A 14,878-nucleotide genomic window follows, 5' to 3' on the forward strand; every position below is an offset into this window, starting at 1 on the left:
CCGCCGTGAGACGTCGGGTGCAAGCGCAGACGCGGGTGGTTGCGCCGTGCCGAGCAATCTGCGCACTGCGGTTCGGCATGTCGTCGAGAGCCGATGTGACGGGCGCGACACCAGGAACCGGCGACCTGCGCGAACAGGTGTCGGGGGCGCAGACGTGACCCAGGTCACGACGACTACTGCCAAGGTGGCCCGTAGCTTTTCGTGTGCGCTCGTACACGGAGAGCGCGGCGCCGGTCCGCCCAACCCTGTCCACCGGTGGCCTTTCCGCAACAGTCCAGGACAGGGGTGGGGGACCCAGGTTCCCGGCGCACCCAGTGCGTCTTGGGGTGAAGCCGCCGCGCGCGGCCGGGCGCCGATCGCCCGAACCCGACAGCTCACCTCGCCGGCGGTGATCGGAGATCAACGACTCATGGCAAAGCACCGCGCGCCGCGCTACGTCCGCACCAAGAAGGTCGTCGCTCGCGCCCCCCTCGCCGCCGGCGCCACCGTCGTCGGCATCGGCGTCCTGAGCAGCACCGCCCAGGCGTCCACCCCGTCCAGCGTCACCACCCACGACTGGACCGGTGTCGCCCAGTGCGAGTCCGGCGGCGACTGGGACATCAACACCGGCAACGGCTACTACGGCGGCCTCCAGTTCAGCCAGTCGACCTGGGCCGCCTTCGGTGGCACCGCGCTGGCGCCGCGGGCCGACCTGGCCACCCCGGCGCAGCAGATCCAGATCGCGGAGAAGGTCCTCGCCGGGCAGGGCATCGGCGCCTGGCCCACCTGCGGCAAGAAGCTGACCGGGGGCACCGCCGCGGCCGCCGCGCAGTCGGGCACGACGGCGCCCGCGGCTCCCGCGGCCGCGGCTCCGGCCCCGGCGGCGGCTCCGCAGGGTGGCGACTACACCGTCGCCCGGGGCGACACGCTGGCCAGGATCGCCTCCGCCCACGGCACCACCTGGCAGGCGCTCTACCAGCGCAACGAGGCCACCATCGGCAGCGACCCGAACCGCATCTTCCCGGGCGAGCACCTCTCGCTGACCGGCACCGCCGCGCCGGCCAGCACAGTGGGCACCGTCGGCAACTCGGCCGGCAGCACGACCGCCACGATCACCACGGTCGCCGTCACCACCGGCACCGCGGCCACCACGACCGCGAAGATCACCAACAGCGCCGGCCCGGTGAAGCCGGCGGCGCAGGCGGCGGCCGACGCGGTGGTCAGCAACGTGCCCGGCGCCGGCGCCATCACCCTGGGCGGCACGCGGGCCAGCGCCGTCGACCCGCACGGTCACCCGTCGGGCCTGGCGATCGACTACATGGTCATGTCCGACACCGCCCTCGGCAAGGCGATCGTCCAGTACCAGGTCGACCACTGGGACGAGCTCGGCGTCGACTACGTCATCTACCAGCAGAAGATCCTGACGTCGCCGACCGGTGCGTGGAAGCAGATGGAGGACCGGGGCAGCCCGACCGCCAACCACATGGACCACGTGCACGTGAACTACGCGGGCTGACCCCCCGCCGGCCCGCTCGAGCGACCCCCTGCCCGCACCTGCGGGCGGGGGGTCGTCCGTCCGTGCGGGCCGGTGTTGTTCAGCGGGGTCCGGCGGCCACCGGGGGCGGGCCGGTGGGCACCCGGCGCGGGGCGGCCGGCGCAGCCGCCAGCACCAACCCGGCCGCGACCACGAACGCCGGCACGCTCCCGGCGGCGTCGGCCAGCGCGCCCAGCAGCAGCGCGCCGGCCGCCTGCCCCACGGTCAGCGCGACGAACAGCGCCGCGGTCGTCTGCGCGGCCGCCTCCGGCGCCAGGGCGGTGCCCCAGCTGATCAGCACCCCGCTCAGCGCCACGAACCCGCAGCCGAACACCGCCAGCGCCACCGCGGCGACCACCACGCTCCCCGGCCGCCACGCCAGCAGTCCCGTCCCCGCCGCGGTCGCCGCCGCCGTCGCCACCCAGGCGCCGCGCAGCCCGGCCCGCTCCACCAGCCGCCCGCTGAGCCCGCCCAGCAACGCCGCGGCGCCGAGCAGGCACCACAGCGCGCCGGTCACCTGGTCCGACAGCCCGGACCCGGTGGTGAGGTCCCGGCCGAACGTCCACACCGCCGTGCCGCCCGCCCCCGCCAGCCCGGCCGCGGTCACCGCGCGGGCCCGGCCCGCCCGCGGCCCGGTGGAGCGCGGCCGGTCCCGGGCGGCGGACCAGGTCGCCGACCGGTCCGCCCACCAGGTCGTCAGCACCGCGGCGACGGCGAACCCGAGCCAGAGCGACCGCCAGCCGTCCACCCAGGCCAGCACGAGCAGCCCGCCGGCCACGACCCCCGCGCCGGTGCCGCTGTTCACCACCGCCTGGGCCCGCGCCTCGACGTCCGGTGCCACCGTGTCCGCCACCGCCGCCACCAGGGCCGGGCTCGCCGCTCCCGCCCCGCTGCCGGCCACCAGCGCACCCACGGCCAGCGCCGGTACCGACCAGGCCACGCCGACCAGCACCGCGCCGGCCGCGGCGGACAGCCCGGCCAGCCAGAGCGAACCGCGGGCGCGGCCGGCGGCCACCAGCCGCGCGCCCGCCAGTGCCGCGGCGCAGTACGCCAGGTAGCTGCCCGCCGCGATGGCCCCGGCCACGGACGACGTCACGCCCAGGTCGGCGCGGAACTGCGGGAGGAAGACCCCGTAGCCGTACCGCGTCAGCCCGTACGTCACCGCGATGACCATCAGCCCGCTGACCACCAGCGGGTGCGACGACGTCGACTGTAACGCTCGTTTCACCATAACGGTCGTTACGCTAGGCCCGTGACGCCGTCCGCCGCGACCCGACCGGCGCGCGAGCGTCTGCTGGACGCCGCCGGCGAGCTGTTCTACGAGTCGGGCATCGCGGCCACCGGCGTCGACGCCGTGCTGGCCCGCGCGCACGTCGCCCCGGCCACGCTCTACGCCCACTTCGCCGGCAAGGACGGGCTCGTCGCCGCCTACCTCGAGCACCGGTTCCGCCGCTGGCAGCAGGTCTGGGACGAGGTGCTGGCCGCCCGCACCGACCCCGTCGAGCGGCTGCTGTCCGTCTTCGACGCCGTCTCGGCCTTCCGCGCGACCCAGGCAGCCGGCCGCGGCTGCGGGTTCCTGGCCGCGGCCACCGAGCTGCCGCCCGGCCACCCGGGCCGGCAGTGGCTGCAGGCCGACTCGCGGCTGCTGGTCGATCGGCTCCGCGCTCTCGCCGCGGAGGCCGGTGACAGCGACCCGGCCGGCACCGCCGACGTGCTGCTGGCCGGCTACGACGGGGCGCTCGCCCGGCTCGCCCGGCAAGGCGTCACGCCCGACCTGGACACCGGCGACCCGGTGCAGCGCGCCCGCGCGCAGGCCGCGCGGTGGCTGGCCGGCCGGCTCGGCGGGGCGGGTGCCGCCGCGGCACGGTGATCGGCCACCATGCACCGGACGCACACCCGGCGAGAAGGAGAGCCCGATGACCGGCCCGCGCGACGACGCCGTCCGCACCACCGACGGCACCCTCCCCGGCGGCCAGTACTGGCAGGCCTGGACCCCGCCCGCGCCGGTCGGGGTGGTCGCGCTGGTCCACGGCCTGCACGAGCACGGCGGCCGCTACGCGCACGTCGCCGAGCGGCTGGCCCGCGCCGGCTACGCAGTCTCCGCCGTCGACCACCCGGGGCACGGCCGCTCGCCGGGCACCCGCGGCAACATCGGCAGCATGGCGGCGACGGTCGACGGCGTCGACCGGCTGGTCCGCCAGGCCGCCGACGGCCACCCCGGGCTGCCGGTGTTCGTCTACGGCCACAGCATGGGCGGGCTGATCGCCCTCCAGTACCTCACCGGCACGCCCGATCGGCGGGTCCGCGGCGCGGTCATCTCCGCGCCCGCCCTCGACACCGGCGCCTCCGCGACGGCCGTCCAGCGGCTGCTGTCACCGGTCATCTCCCGGCTGCTGCCCGACCTCGGCGTGCTCGCCCTGGACGCCGAGGCGATCAGCCGGGACCCCGCGGTGGTGGCCGCCTACCGCAGCGACCCGCTCAACCACACGGGCAAGGTCCGCGCCCGCACCGGCCACGAGATGGTCGCCACCGGCGCCGCGCTGCCCGAGCGGCTCGCCCGGCTGACGATGCCGCTGCTCGTGGTCCACGGCGGCGCCGACCGGCTGGTGCCGGCCGCGGCCAGCGAGGTGGTGCCGGCCCGGGCCGGGTCGGCCGACGTCACTCGCACCGTCTACCCAGGGCTGTTCCACGAGCCGCACAACGAGCCCGAGCAGGAGCAGGTCCTCGACGACGTCGTCGGCTGGCTGGACGCGCACCGCGGCTGAGCGCGCGCAGTTGACCGGGCTCAGCGCCGCCGGCGCGGCTGCAGCGGCTCGACCACCCTCGTGCGGCGGTGCTCGTACACGATGCTGGTGCGCACGTCGGCGACCTCGCGCCGCTCGGTCAGCCGGTCGATGACGAACGAGTAGACGGCGTCGGTGTCCGGCACGGCGATGTGCACCAGGAAGTCCTCGGTGCCGGAGACGACGAACACCCCGACGGTCTCCGGCAGCTGGGCCACCCAGTCGCGGAACGCTTCGATCAGCGACCGGGACGGCGGCCGGATCCGGACGGCGATCATCGCCTGCACCGGCCGGCCGACGGCGTCCAGGTCGACGTCCAGGCTCGCCCCGCGGATGACGCCGCGCTCCCGCAGCCCGCGCACCCGCTCCAGCGCGGTGCTGGGGGAGACCCCGACCGCGGCCGCGAGGTCGCGGTTGGTGCGCCGTGCGTCGCGCTGCAGTTGGCGCAGCAGCGCCGCATCAAGTTCGTCCATCGCCAGCCCTCCCGCCCGGTTGCCGTACATCGTACGGACGCCGTCGACGCAGACCGCCGTCCTGCCTACCTTCGGCCGTGCAATCCGCACATCTGGAGGGAACACCGTGACCGCAGTGGACGAGACCGTGCCCGGCTGGCTGCCCGACGAGGTCGTGCTCGACCAGCCCACCCGCAGCAGCCGGCTGCGCTGGGTGCTCGTCGTCGACGCCGACCTGCCCGCCGGCGTGGCGGTGAACGCCGCCGCCTGCACCGCCGCCCAGGTGGGCAGCTCCGTCGCCGGGCTGCTCGGCCCCGGCGGCCCGGATGCCGACGGCACGTTCCACCCGGGGCTGCCGTGGGCCGGCTGCAGCGTGCTGGCGGCGCCGGCCGAGCAGCTGAGCGGCATCGCGGCCAAGGCGGCCGCGGCGCTGGGCGTGTGGGCGGTCGGCATGCCGGCCAGCGCGCAGACCAACCGGGTCTACGCCGAGTACCTGCAGGAGCTCGCCACCACCCCGGCCGACGGGCTGGCGCTGCGCGCGCTGTCGCTGGTCGGCCCGCGCAACCGGATCGACAAGCTGGTCGGGAAGCTGCCGCTGCTGCGCTGACCCCTGGACACCCGCGCCGGTGACCCGATCGGCTGCCCGGGTTCGTCGACGTGGCGCTCGCCGTCCTCCGGGGTGGCGCGCCGCCCGCCGCCGGGCCAGGCTGTCCGAGCCCGGACGACGACGTCACGGCCCCCAGCGGCTGACCCGTCCCGGCCCCCCCCGGCGAGAGAGGAACGTTCCGGCATGGTGCACGCACGACGATGGTCCTGGCTCCCCGTGCTGGTGGTCGGCCTGCTGCTGTTCGAGCTGATCCGCCGCGCGATCGTCGACACCGGCAACCCGAACTTCGTGCCGGCGCTGATCCTGCTGGGTGCCGCGGTGGTGCCGGCCACGTTCGTCACCTTCATCGCCGGCCGCCGGCTGGTGTTCGGCGTCAGCGGCGGGACCATCGCGATGACCGCGCTGGTCGGCGGCGTGATCGGGGTGGTCACCGCCGGGGTGCTCGAGTTCCGCACGCTGCACCGGCTGGGGGTGCTGCCGACCGTCGGCGTCGGGCTGATCGAGGAGTTCGCCAAGCTGATCGTCCCCGCGGCGCTGCTGCTGCTGGTCCGCCGCGACCGGCACCCCGCGGACGGGCTGCTGGTGGGGGTGGCCTGCGGCGCGGGCTTCGCGGTGCTGGAGACGATGGGCTACGCGTTCGTCGTCCTCATCCAGTCCCGGGGCGACCTGACCGTGGTCGACAACGTGCTGTTCCTGCGGGGCGTGCTCAGCCCGGCCGCGCACATGGCCTGGACCGGCCTGGCGTCGGCGGCGCTGTGGTCGGCGGCCACCGAGCGCTGGCGGCCGCGGGCGATCGGCCGGTTCGTGCTCGCCTTCGTCGTGGTCGTCGCCCTGCACACGATCTGGGACTCGCTGGGCAACACCGCGGCCTACCTGGTGCTGGCCGCCATCAGCCTCGGCCTGCTCGGCATCACCAGCCACCACCTGGCCGCCCCCCACAAGCGGGACGCGCGGCGGACCGGCGCCCCGCTGGGGGTGTGACGGTCAGCCGGTGAGCTCGGTCGGCACGGTGATCACGTCGACCATGGCGCCCCGGCGGACGACGGTCATCGGCAGCGGCTGCCCGATCGCCTCGGCGAACAGCAGCCGCTGCAGGCTCTGCGCCGACGCGACCGGCTGCCGCCCCGCCTCGAGCACCAGGTCGCCGGCCTTGAGCCCGGCCCGGTCGGCGGGGGAGCCGGCGAGCACGTCGATGATCCGCAGCCCGCGGCGCTGCCCGGCCCGCTCGGCCAGCGGCGCCGGCAGCGGTACCGGCGTGCTGACCAGCCCGAGGTAGGCCCGGCGCACCCGGCCGTCGCGGCGCAGCGCGGTGATGATCCGGCGGGTCGTGTCGTTGATCGGCACGGCCAGCCCCAGCCCCCAGCCGGCGACGGCGGTGTTGATCCCGACCACCCGGCTGGCGGCGTCGGCCAGCGCGCCGCCGGAGTTGCCCGGGTTGAGCGCGGCGTCGGTCTGCACGACGTCCTCGACCACCCGGGCGGCCCGGCCGTCCCGGGTGGGCAGCGATCGGCCCAGCGCGCTGACCACGCCGGCGGTGACCGACCCGGCGAGCCCGAGCGGGTTGCCGACCGCCACCACCAGCTGGCCGACCCGCAGCTCCGCGGCGTCGCCGAGCTCGGCCGGCGGCGGGGTGGCGGTCCGCGCCCGGACGACGGCGAGGTCGGACAGCGGGTCGGCGCCGACCACGTCGACCGTGGTCTCCGTGCCGTCGCCGAAGACGGCGGTGCCGCGGGTGGCGTCGGCGACGACGTGCGCGTTGGTCAGCAGCAGCCCCTCGTCGAACACGACCGCCGACCCGGCGCCGGTCCGCCCGCGCGGGCCGGTGACCTGCAGCGCGGCGACGTGCGGGGTGACCTCGGCGGCCACCCGGGTGACGATCTGCGAGTAGGCGTCCAGGGCGGCGTCCTCGGCCGCTCGCCCGTCCGCGAGGCTCATGGTGGCCCCCTCTCCGATTACCGAGTTACAGACCTCCAGTGAACGCCTGTTCCGGTGTCCCGGGTCACGCTGTCAGCGAACGGGACGGGCCCGGCGAGCTGGTTCAACCGGCCAGCGCGCAGACGGTCTCCAGCAGGTCGACAGCGGTGTCCCGCAGCCGGCCGGCGGGGTCGTACGAGGGGTCCCAGGAGGCAAGGGTCGCCGATCCGATGCGCACCCGGCCGGCGGTCTGCCGGACGACCTCCTGCACCTCCGCCCCGGTGAGGCCGCCGGGCGCCGCGTACCCGTTCGCCGGGGCGATCGACGGGTCGAGCACGTCGAGGTCGACGTGCAGGTGGACGACGTCGACCGCCCCGGCGAGCGCGCGGACGGCGTCGTCGACGGCCACCGGGTCGCGCGCCCGGTCCGGCGGCAGCCAGCGGATCCCCGACCCGGCCAGCGCGGTCCGCTCCGCGGGGTCCAGGTCGCGGGCGCCCACCAGCACCACGTGCTCCTCGGGCAGCGGGGCGAAGCCGGGCACCGTCGCCGTCGCCGCCCGCCAGCACCAGCCCACGGCCATCGCCAGCCCGTGGCCGTCGAGGTACCCGCGGGCGTCGACGTCGGGGGTGTTGAGGTCGCCGTGCGCGTCCAGCCAGAACAGCCCGACCCGCGCACCCCCGGACTGCAGCGCCGCCAGCATCCCGACGGTGGTGTTGCAGTCGCCGGACAGCAGCACCGGCAGCTCACCGCGGCCGTGCGCCCGGGCGGCCGCGGCGGCGGTCGCGCGCTGCAGCTCGAACGCCGTCCGCAGCTCCGCCGCCCAGCCGGCCGCGGGCTCGACGTCCGTCCGGGTGACCGGGCGCCCGCGGGCGCGCAGCCGGTCCGCACCGGCGCGGGCGAGCGCAGGCGGGCCCCCGCCCATGCGGGTACCGCGCACCCCGGAGTCCCAGGGCGCGACCAGCAGGTGCACGGCGGCGGTCACGACGCCGAGTGTGCCCGGGTGCGGCACCATGATCAGGTGGAGCTGGACGAGGTCGCCGACGAGCTCTACGCGGTGCCGCCCGAGGAGTTCGTCCCCGCGCGCACCGCGGCCCGGGACCGCGCCCGCGCCGAGGGCGACAAGGAGCTCGCCGCGCAGGTGGCCGCGCTGCCCAAGCCCTCGACCGCGGCGTGGGTGTGCAACCTGCTGGTGCGCCGGCAGCACGACGAGATCGCGCAGCTGGTCGGCCTGGGCGAGCTGCTGCGGCAGGCGCAGGCGAACCTCTCCGGCGACCAGCTCAAGGAGCTGGGCCGGCAGCGGTCCCAGGTGGTCGCCGCGCTCACCCGGCAGGCGCGGTCGCTGGCCCACCAGGAGGGGCACGACGTCAGCACCTCGATCGCCGAGCAGGTGGAGGGCACGCTGCGGGCCGCGGTGGCCGACCCGGACGCCGGGGCGGCGCTGCTGGCCGGCCGGCTCACCGGCGCGCTGTCCTACACCGGCCTCGGCCCGGTCGACCTCAGCGGCGCGGTCGCGCCCAGCGCACCCGCCCGCCCCGCGCCACCGCCGCAGCGGGCCGGGCGGGCCGCGGGGGAGGCGCAGGCCGTCCGGCGCGCGGAGGACGAGGAGCGGCGCCGCCGGGAGGAGGCCGAGCGCCGCCGCCGGGAGCTGGCCCAGGCCCGGCAGGACGCCGAGGAGGCCGCCCGGGTCGCGGCCGAGACGCGGGAGGCCGCCGAGGACGCCGAGCGCCGGCTGGCCGAGGTCACCGACCGCCGCGACCAGCTGCGGGCCCGGGTCGACGAGCTGGAGCAGGAGCTGCGCCGCACCGAGCGGCAGGCGACGACCGCGGCCGGCGAGGTCACCGACGCGGAGAAGCGCCGGGACGCCGCCTCCCGCCGGGCCGGCACCGCCGCGGCCATCGCCGAGCGGGCGCACGCGCACGCCGACCGGCTGGCCGCCGCGGCCGGCGACGGGTGACCGGGGGCCGCCGGGGAGCGGGCTACCGGGCCGCGGCGCCGACCGGGGAGCCGGTCCGCTGGTCGGCCGGCACCAGGTGCCAGTGCCGGTGCAGGCAGCGCAGCTTGACGTAGCTGGTCCCGCCGGCCTGCCAGCGGGACTCCACGGTGGCGGGCGCGCCGCAGCCGGGGCAGTCGAACAGCTGCAGCTCGCCGGTCAGCCGGGCCAGCGGCGGCACCGGGGCCAGCCCGGCACGCCAGAAGACGGCGGACCGGGCCAGGTAGCAGGCGGGGGTCGTCGGACCGTGCTGAAGGCGACCGGGCATCGTGGCCTCCCGACGGGAGCGGGGTGCCGCCGCGCTGGCGGTGGACCGGACCGCACGCGGCGGAGCCCGGCCCGACCAGGCTAGGACCTCCGCGAGCCGGCCGGGGCGGTCACCGCCCGCTCATTCGCCGCGCGGCCGCCCGCCGAGGGTCTCCCGGCGCACCCGCTTGCTCACGTAGAGCGCCTCGTCGGCGCGTTGCAGCAGGGTGACCAGGGTGTCGCCGGGCCGGGCGCTGGCCAGCCCCACCGACCAGCCGATCGGGGCGGTGTCCCGGTCCAGCCGGCGCAGCACCTCCCGGGCGTCCTCGCGGTCGGTGCCGGGCAGGCAGACGACGAACTCGTCGCCCCCGTGCCTGCCGAGCAGGTCGGAGGTGCGCAGCCGCGCCGTCCAGTGGGCGGCGAGGTCGCGCAGCAGGCGGTCGCCGGCGCCGTGGCCGTCCCGGTCGTTGACGCCCTTGAAGTCGTCGAGGTCCAGCACGGCGACCGACAGCGGCTCGCCGTGGCGCAGCGCCCGGGCCAGGCCGCGGGCGGCCTCCGCCTCCCACGAGCGGCGGTTGGCCAGCCCGGTCAGGGGGTCGGTGTGCGCGTCGGCGCGCAGCCGGGCGGTCAGCCGGACCTGCGCCTCGGTGACGACCGCCGTGGCGACCACCGCGATCGACCACGGCGCCAGCAGGCGGTCCGGCTCGGCGGCGAGCACACCCGTGGTGATCAGCACGATCGCCGCAGCGGCGTGGGCGCGGGCGGCGGGCCGCGAGCAGAAGTGCGCGGCGTACAGGCCCAGCGTGATGAGGATCGGCCCGAGCCCCACCACACCGGCGCTGGTCGCGGACTCGGCGGCGAGCACCGCCACCGCGACCGCGAGCAGGGCCTGGGCGCCGTGCAGCACGTGCTCCGGCGTCCGGCGTCCGAACCCCACCAGCAGGCCGGCCCCGGCGAGCCCGACCACCCCCAGGACGACGAGCAGCCCGACCGGGGTGCGGGCGTCCATCGGCGCGGCCGCCCCGGCCAGGCTGAAGCCGCCGCTCAGCGCGTACAGCAGTGCCAGCAGCGCCACCCGCGCCGGCAGCTTCGCGATCGTGCCCACCTCGTCCATGTCGTGCGGGGAATCGGCTGGTCAGCGCCGCAACCGAACCACTGTGCACCACGTGTGACCCGTTCGGGGGGCGCGCTCGCGCATACCCCGGAACGGAACGGCACGGACCGGTTCCCGCTGCCTGGAAGGATGCGCTGGACGCCCGGCCGCCCCGGTGGCACAAAGACCGGGCACGACTGATCACGAGACGGAAGGACGGCCATGGCACTCCTCGAGGACGGCGCCTGGCGCGGCAAGATCTGGACCGGCGCGTGGACCGACGGCAGCGGCGGCACCTACACCGCCGTGGAGCCGGCCACCGGCGAGGGGCTGGGCGAGGTCGGCCAGGCCACCCCGGCCGACGTCGAGAAGGCCGGGGCGCGGGCCGCCGCGGCCCAGCGGGAGTGGGCCGCGCTGCCGTTCGAGCAGCGCGCCGCGGTGCTCCGCCGGGCCGGTGACCTGCTGGCCGCGGCCGCCGGCGAGGTCAAGGGCTGGCTGGCCCGGGAGTCCGGCGCCATCCAGCCCTTCGGTGACTTCCAGGTGCACACCAGCGCGCAGGAGTGCTACGAGGCCTCCGCCCTGCCCAGCCACCCGTACGGGGAGCTGCTGCGCACCGGCTCGCCGCGGCTGTCCTTCGCCCGGCGGGTTCCGGCTGGCGTCGTCGGCGTGATCGCGCCGTTCAACGTGCCCACCATCCTGGCGATCCGAGCCATCGCCCCGGCGCTCGCGCTCGGCAACGCGGTCATCCTCAAGCCCGACCCGCGCACCGCGATCTCCGGCGGCGCCATGTTCGCCGCGCTGTTCGAGCAGGCCGGCGTCCCGGCCGGGGTCTTCCAGGTGCTGCCCGGTGGCGCCGACGTCGGCGAGGCGCTCGTCACCGACCCCGCGGTGCGGGTCATCGCCTTCACCGGTTCCACGAAGGCCGGCCGCGCGGTCGGTGCCCTGGCCGGCCAGCACCTCAAGCGGGCGCACCTGGAGCTGGGCGGCAACTCGGCACTGATCGTCATGCCCGACGTCGACGTGACCCAGGCCGCCTCGGTCGGCGCGTGGGGCACCTTCGCCCACTCCGGCCAGATCTGCATGGCCACCAGCCGGCACCTGGTGCACGAGTCGATCGCCGAGGAGTACACCCAGGTGCTCGCCGACAAGGTGAAGGACCTGCCGGTCGGCGACCCGTTCCGCGACCAGGTCGCGCTCGGCCCGATCATCGACGCCAACCAGCGCGACCGGGTGCACGGCCTGGTCACCTCCAGCGTCGACGCCGGGGCCACGGTGCGCACCGGTGGCACGTACGAGGGGCTGTTCTACCGGCCGACCGTGCTCGGAGACGTCCCGGTGGACGCGCCGGCCTACCAGCAGGAGATCTTCGGCCCGGTCGCCCCGGTGACGCCGTTCTCCTCGGTCGACGAGGTCGCCGCGCTCGCGGCGGGCACCGAGTACGGCCTCTCGCTGGGCATCCTCACCCGGGACGTGTACGCCGGCCTGCAGCTGGCCGAGCGCATCCCGGCCGGGCTGGTGCACATCAACGACCAGACGGTCAACGACGAGGCGGTCGCGCCGTTCGGCGGCGTCGGGGCGTCGGGCACCGGCTCCCGGCACGGCGGCCCGCAGGCCAACATTGAGGCGTTCACCGAGACCCAGTGGGTCACGCTGCGCGGGGACCTGCCGGCCTACCCGTTCTGACGTCCCGACCGGTTCCACGACGACGGCCCGGCCCCCGCGAGGGGACCGGGCCGTCGTCGTGCTGCGGTCAGGCGGACTTGCGACCGGTCAGGTCGGGCTGCAGGTCGCCGGACTTCGGGCCGCCGGACTTCGAGATCTCGAACTCCGGGCCGACGTGCTCCAGCGCCAGCCGGCCGTACACCTGCTGCTGGGTGGCCACCCGCTGGGCGCGGCCGCGGCCCAGGAAGCTGACCAGCCAGTGGAACACGGTGGCGAACCGGTTCTTGAAGCCGACGACGTAGACGATGTGCACCAGCAGCCACGCCACCCAGGCGAAGAAGCCGCTCATCTTGATCCGGCCGGTATCGGCGACCGCGGAGAACCGCGAGACCGTCGCCATGCTGCCCTTGTCGTGGTAGTGGAACTCCGGCGCGGTGGGCTTCCCGGCGACGCGGGCCTTGACGGCGTCGGCGGCGAACCGGCCACCCTGGATGGCCACCTGCGCGACACCGGGGAGCCGGTTGAGCGAGATCATGTCGCCGACCACGTGCACCTCGGGGTGGCCCGGCAGGGTCAGGTCGGGCTGGACGGCGATGCGGCCGGCCCGGTCGACCTCGGCACCGGACTGCTCGCCGAGGATCTTGCCCAGCCCGCTGGCCTGGACGCCGGCGGCCCAGATCTTGGTGGCGGCGTGGATGCGCCGCTCGTGGCCGTCCTTGTCCTTGAGCACGAGCCCGTCGGCGTCGACGTCGGTGACCATCGCGCCGAGCTGGATCTCGACGCCGATCTCCTTGAGCCGCTCCGCGGCGGCCTGGCCCAGCTTGTCGACGAACGGCGGCAGCACCTTCGGCGCGGCGTCGAGCAGGATCACCCGGGCCGACGTCGGGTCGATGTTGCGGAAGTCGCGGCGCAGCGTGCGGCGCGCGAGCTCGGCGATCTGGCCGGCCATCTCGACGCCGGTGGGGCCGGCGCCGACGACGACGAAGGTGAGCAGCCGGTCGATCTCGGCCGGGTCGGTGGCGAGCTCCGCCAGCTCGAACGCACCGAAGATGCGGCCGCGCAGCTCGAGGGCGTCGTCGATGCTCTTCATGCCCGGGGCGAACTCGGCGAACTGGTCGTTGCCGAAGTACGACTGGCCGGCACCGGCGGCGACGATCAGCTCGTCGTACTGGTGCACCGTGGTGCGGCCGAGCACGGTCGAGGTGACGGTGCGGGCGGTCAGGTCGATGTCGGTGACCTCACCCAGGACCACGCGCGCGTTGTGCTGGTCGCGCAGGATCTCCCGGGTGGCGGGAGCGATCTCGCCCTCGGAGAGGATGCCGGTGGCGACTTGGTAGAGCAGCGGCTGGAACAGGTGGTGGGCGGTCTTGGCGACCAGGGTCACGTCCACCGGGGCGTTCTTGAGCCGCTGGGCGGCGAACAGCCCGCCGAACCCGGACCCGACGATCACGACGCGCGGTCGCTGGCGGGTGGACTGGGTCGCGGTGGTCACAGTGCCTCCTGATATGTCGTCATGATGACTCATCATCCCACCGCGCTGTGGGGAACTGCGGTCAGCCCACGCCGGGCGTCGCTCGCAGGGGTCGCACAGGACAGCATCGCAGGCGGCGCGGGGATTCCCGTTCCTGTGTTCCTACCCGGGATGGGGCTGGACCGCAGGTCGTGGGCGCGGGTGCTGCGGCGGGCCGGCGGCACCGTCGTCCCGCTGCCGGGGATGGGCCGGCGGGCCGCGGTCGGCGGCGTCGACGCCCTGGCCGACGAGCTGCTGGGCCGGCTGGGGGAGGAGCCCGTGGTGCTGGTCGGGCACTCGCAGAGCTGCCAGGTGGCGGTGGCGGTGGGCGCCCGGGACCCGCGGGTGGTCGGGCTGCTGCTGCTCGGTCCGACCACCGACCCGCGGCTGCTGCGCCGCGGCCGGCTGGCCACCCGGTGGGCGCGCACCGCCGTGCACGAGCCGTGGTGGCAGGTGCCGCTGCTGCTCGCGCAGTGGCTGACGACCGGCCCGCGCCGGATGGTGGAGCTGTGGCGGCGGACCTCGCGGGACCGCACCGACCAGCGGCTGCGGGGTGTGACCGTGCCGGTGGTCGTCGTCCGGGGGAGCCGGGACGCGCTCTGCCCCCGGGACTGGGTCCAGCAGCTCGCCCAGCTCGCGCCGCGCGGCCGGCTGGTCGAGCTGCCGGGGGCGGCGCACATGACCCCGCAGACCGACCCGGACGACGTCGTCCGGCTGCTCCGGGAGCTGGCGGCGTCCGCCGTGGTGCACGCTCGGGCGGTGACCGTCCGGCCCGCCCGGCCCGAGGACGCCGCCGCGCTGCACCGGGTGAGCGTGGCCGCGATCCAGGAGTCCGCCGCCGGGCACTACGACCAGCGGCAGCGCGACGCCTGGGCCGGGCGGCGGACCGAGGAGGGGCACCGGCTGCTGGTCGAGCGGACCCGGACGCTCGTCGCGGAGGTGGACGGCGGGGTGGCCGGGTTCGCCAGCGTCGCGCTGGCGCCGGTGGGGCAGCTCCGCGCGGGTGAGGTCGACCTGGCCGAGATGTACCGGGCGGTCGGGCTGCTGCAGAAGGGCCACCTGGTGGAGGTCGACCGGGCCGCGCTGGTCGGGCAGTACGTCGGTGCCA

General features: G+C 76.3%; 15 protein-coding genes and 1 riboswitch. Of the genes, 8 read left to right on the forward strand and 7 right to left on the reverse strand.

Annotated features, from left to right (window positions below; genetic code table 11):
- Positions 1-255 precede the first annotated feature (255 nt).
- Positions 256-403: riboswitch (cyclic di-AMP (ydaO/yuaA leader) on the forward strand.
- 6 nt (positions 404-409) lie between these two features.
- Positions 410-1,495 carry a transglycosylase family protein gene (locus AB0J00_RS19375; protein WP_357747943.1) on the forward strand — a complete coding sequence of 362 codons (1,086 nt, stop codon included), beginning with the start codon at positions 410-412 and terminating at the stop codon, positions 1,493-1,495.
- 79 nt (positions 1,496-1,574) lie between these two features.
- Here AB0J00_RS19375 and AB0J00_RS19380 read toward each other — a convergent pair whose 3' ends face one another.
- On the reverse strand, positions 1,575-2,744 hold the full coding sequence (locus tag AB0J00_RS19380; RefSeq protein WP_357747946.1) for an MFS transporter: 1,170 nt from the start codon (positions 2,742-2,744) through the stop codon (positions 1,575-1,577).
- Between the two features lie 21 nt (positions 2,745-2,765).
- Between AB0J00_RS19380 and AB0J00_RS19385 the strand changes: the two genes are divergently transcribed.
- The gene (locus AB0J00_RS19385; protein ID WP_357747949.1) at positions 2,766-3,383 is read left to right on the forward strand and encodes a TetR/AcrR family transcriptional regulator; all 618 of its coding nucleotides are present in this window, start codon (positions 2,766-2,768) and stop codon (positions 3,381-3,383) included.
- Positions 3,384-3,429: 46 nt separating this feature from the next.
- Positions 3,430-4,278, forward strand: a complete 849-nt coding sequence (locus tag AB0J00_RS19390) for a lysophospholipase (RefSeq protein ID WP_357747951.1) — start codon at positions 3,430-3,432, stop codon at positions 4,276-4,278.
- 20 nt (positions 4,279-4,298) lie between these two features.
- On the opposite strand, the gene AB0J00_RS19395 is transcribed toward AB0J00_RS19390, so the two are convergent.
- Positions 4,299-4,769: an Lrp/AsnC family transcriptional regulator gene (locus AB0J00_RS19395; RefSeq protein WP_357747954.1), complete on the reverse strand. Its 471-nt coding sequence runs from the start codon at positions 4,767-4,769 to the stop codon at positions 4,299-4,301.
- 106 nt (positions 4,770-4,875) lie between these two features.
- Here AB0J00_RS19395 and AB0J00_RS19400 point away from each other — a divergent pair, with 106 nt between their 5' ends.
- Together AB0J00_RS19400 and AB0J00_RS19405 are read left to right on the forward strand one after the other, a co-directional pair.
- On the forward strand, positions 4,876-5,355 hold the full coding sequence (locus AB0J00_RS19400) for a DUF2000 domain-containing protein (RefSeq protein WP_357747957.1): 480 nt from the start codon (positions 4,876-4,878) through the stop codon (positions 5,353-5,355).
- Positions 5,356-5,538: 183 nt separating this feature from the next.
- A complete protein-coding gene (locus AB0J00_RS19405) occupies positions 5,539-6,336 on the forward strand; it encodes a PrsW family glutamic-type intramembrane protease (RefSeq protein ID WP_357747960.1) in 798 nt (265 codons plus the stop codon).
- Between the two features lie 3 nt (positions 6,337-6,339).
- Here AB0J00_RS19405 and AB0J00_RS19410 read toward each other — a convergent pair whose 3' ends face one another.
- Both AB0J00_RS19410 and AB0J00_RS19415 read right to left on the reverse strand, forming a co-directional pair.
- Complete coding sequence (locus AB0J00_RS19410) at positions 6,340-7,290, reverse strand: trypsin-like peptidase domain-containing protein (RefSeq protein WP_357747963.1); 951 nt, start codon at positions 7,288-7,290, stop codon at positions 6,340-6,342.
- Positions 7,291-7,393: 103 nt separating this feature from the next.
- On the reverse strand, positions 7,394-8,251 hold the full coding sequence (locus AB0J00_RS19415) for an arginase family protein (protein WP_357747966.1): 858 nt from the start codon (positions 8,249-8,251) through the stop codon (positions 7,394-7,396).
- Between the two features lie 36 nt (positions 8,252-8,287).
- Between AB0J00_RS19415 and AB0J00_RS19420 the strand changes: the two genes are divergently transcribed.
- A complete protein-coding gene (locus tag AB0J00_RS19420) occupies positions 8,288-9,223 on the forward strand; it encodes a hypothetical protein (RefSeq protein ID WP_357747969.1) in 936 nt (311 codons plus the stop codon).
- A gap of 22 nt (positions 9,224-9,245) precedes the next feature.
- Here the strand turns inward: AB0J00_RS19420 and AB0J00_RS19425 are convergent, their stop codons facing one another.
- Positions 9,246-9,527 carry a hypothetical protein gene (locus AB0J00_RS19425; RefSeq protein WP_357747972.1) on the reverse strand — a complete coding sequence of 94 codons (282 nt, stop codon included), beginning with the start codon at positions 9,525-9,527 and terminating at the stop codon, positions 9,246-9,248.
- A 120-nt stretch (positions 9,528-9,647) separates the two neighbouring features.
- Positions 9,648-10,619 (reverse strand): GGDEF domain-containing protein, encoded by a 972-nt coding sequence (locus AB0J00_RS19430; protein WP_357747975.1) that lies wholly within the window; start codon positions 10,617-10,619, stop codon positions 9,648-9,650.
- A gap of 201 nt (positions 10,620-10,820) precedes the next feature.
- Between AB0J00_RS19430 and AB0J00_RS19435 the strand changes: the two genes are divergently transcribed.
- Positions 10,821-12,281 (forward strand): benzaldehyde dehydrogenase, encoded by a 1,461-nt coding sequence (locus AB0J00_RS19435; RefSeq protein ID WP_357747978.1) that lies wholly within the window; start codon positions 10,821-10,823, stop codon positions 12,279-12,281.
- Between the two features lie 67 nt (positions 12,282-12,348).
- Here AB0J00_RS19435 and AB0J00_RS19440 read toward each other — a convergent pair whose 3' ends face one another.
- A complete protein-coding gene (locus AB0J00_RS19440; RefSeq protein ID WP_357747981.1) occupies positions 12,349-13,752 on the reverse strand; it encodes an NAD(P)/FAD-dependent oxidoreductase in 1,404 nt (467 codons plus the stop codon).
- Between the two features lie 150 nt (positions 13,753-13,902).
- Here AB0J00_RS19440 and AB0J00_RS19445 point away from each other — a divergent pair.
- On the forward strand, positions 13,903-14,878 hold a 976-nt coding region (locus tag AB0J00_RS19445; protein ID WP_357747984.1), incomplete at its 3' end, for an alpha/beta hydrolase.

It is taken from the genome of Modestobacter sp. NPDC049651 (assembly GCF_040659695.1).
GTDB lineage: Bacteria > Actinomycetota > Actinomycetes > Mycobacteriales > Geodermatophilaceae > Modestobacter.

What these genes read in the sequence shown, in the direction of transcription:
- AB0J00_RS19375 (WP_357747943.1), top strand. Translation starts at nt 410, where the DNA reads ATGGCAAAGCACCGCGCGCCGCGCTACGTCCGCACCAAGAAGGTCGTC.
- AB0J00_RS19380 (WP_357747946.1), bottom strand. Translation starts at nt 2,744, where the DNA reads ATGGTGAAACGAGCGTTACAGTCGACGTCGTCGCACCCGCTGGTGGTC.
- AB0J00_RS19390 (WP_357747951.1), top strand. Translation starts at nt 3,430, where the DNA reads ATGACCGGCCCGCGCGACGACGCCGTCCGCACCACCGACGGCACCCTC.
- AB0J00_RS19395 (WP_357747954.1), bottom strand. Translation starts at nt 4,769, where the DNA reads ATGGACGAACTTGATGCGGCGCTGCTGCGCCAACTGCAGCGCGACGCA.
- AB0J00_RS19405 (WP_357747960.1), top strand. Translation starts at nt 5,539, where the DNA reads ATGGTGCACGCACGACGATGGTCCTGGCTCCCCGTGCTGGTGGTCGGC.
- AB0J00_RS19410 (WP_357747963.1), bottom strand. Translation starts at nt 7,290, where the DNA reads ATGAGCCTCGCGGACGGGCGAGCGGCCGAGGACGCCGCCCTGGACGCC.
- AB0J00_RS19425 (WP_357747972.1), bottom strand. Translation starts at nt 9,527, where the DNA reads ATGCCCGGTCGCCTTCAGCACGGTCCGACGACCCCCGCCTGCTACCTG.
- AB0J00_RS19430 (WP_357747975.1), bottom strand. Translation starts at nt 10,619, where the DNA reads ATGGACGAGGTGGGCACGATCGCGAAGCTGCCGGCGCGGGTGGCGCTG.
- AB0J00_RS19435 (WP_357747978.1), top strand. Translation starts at nt 10,821, where the DNA reads ATGGCACTCCTCGAGGACGGCGCCTGGCGCGGCAAGATCTGGACCGGC.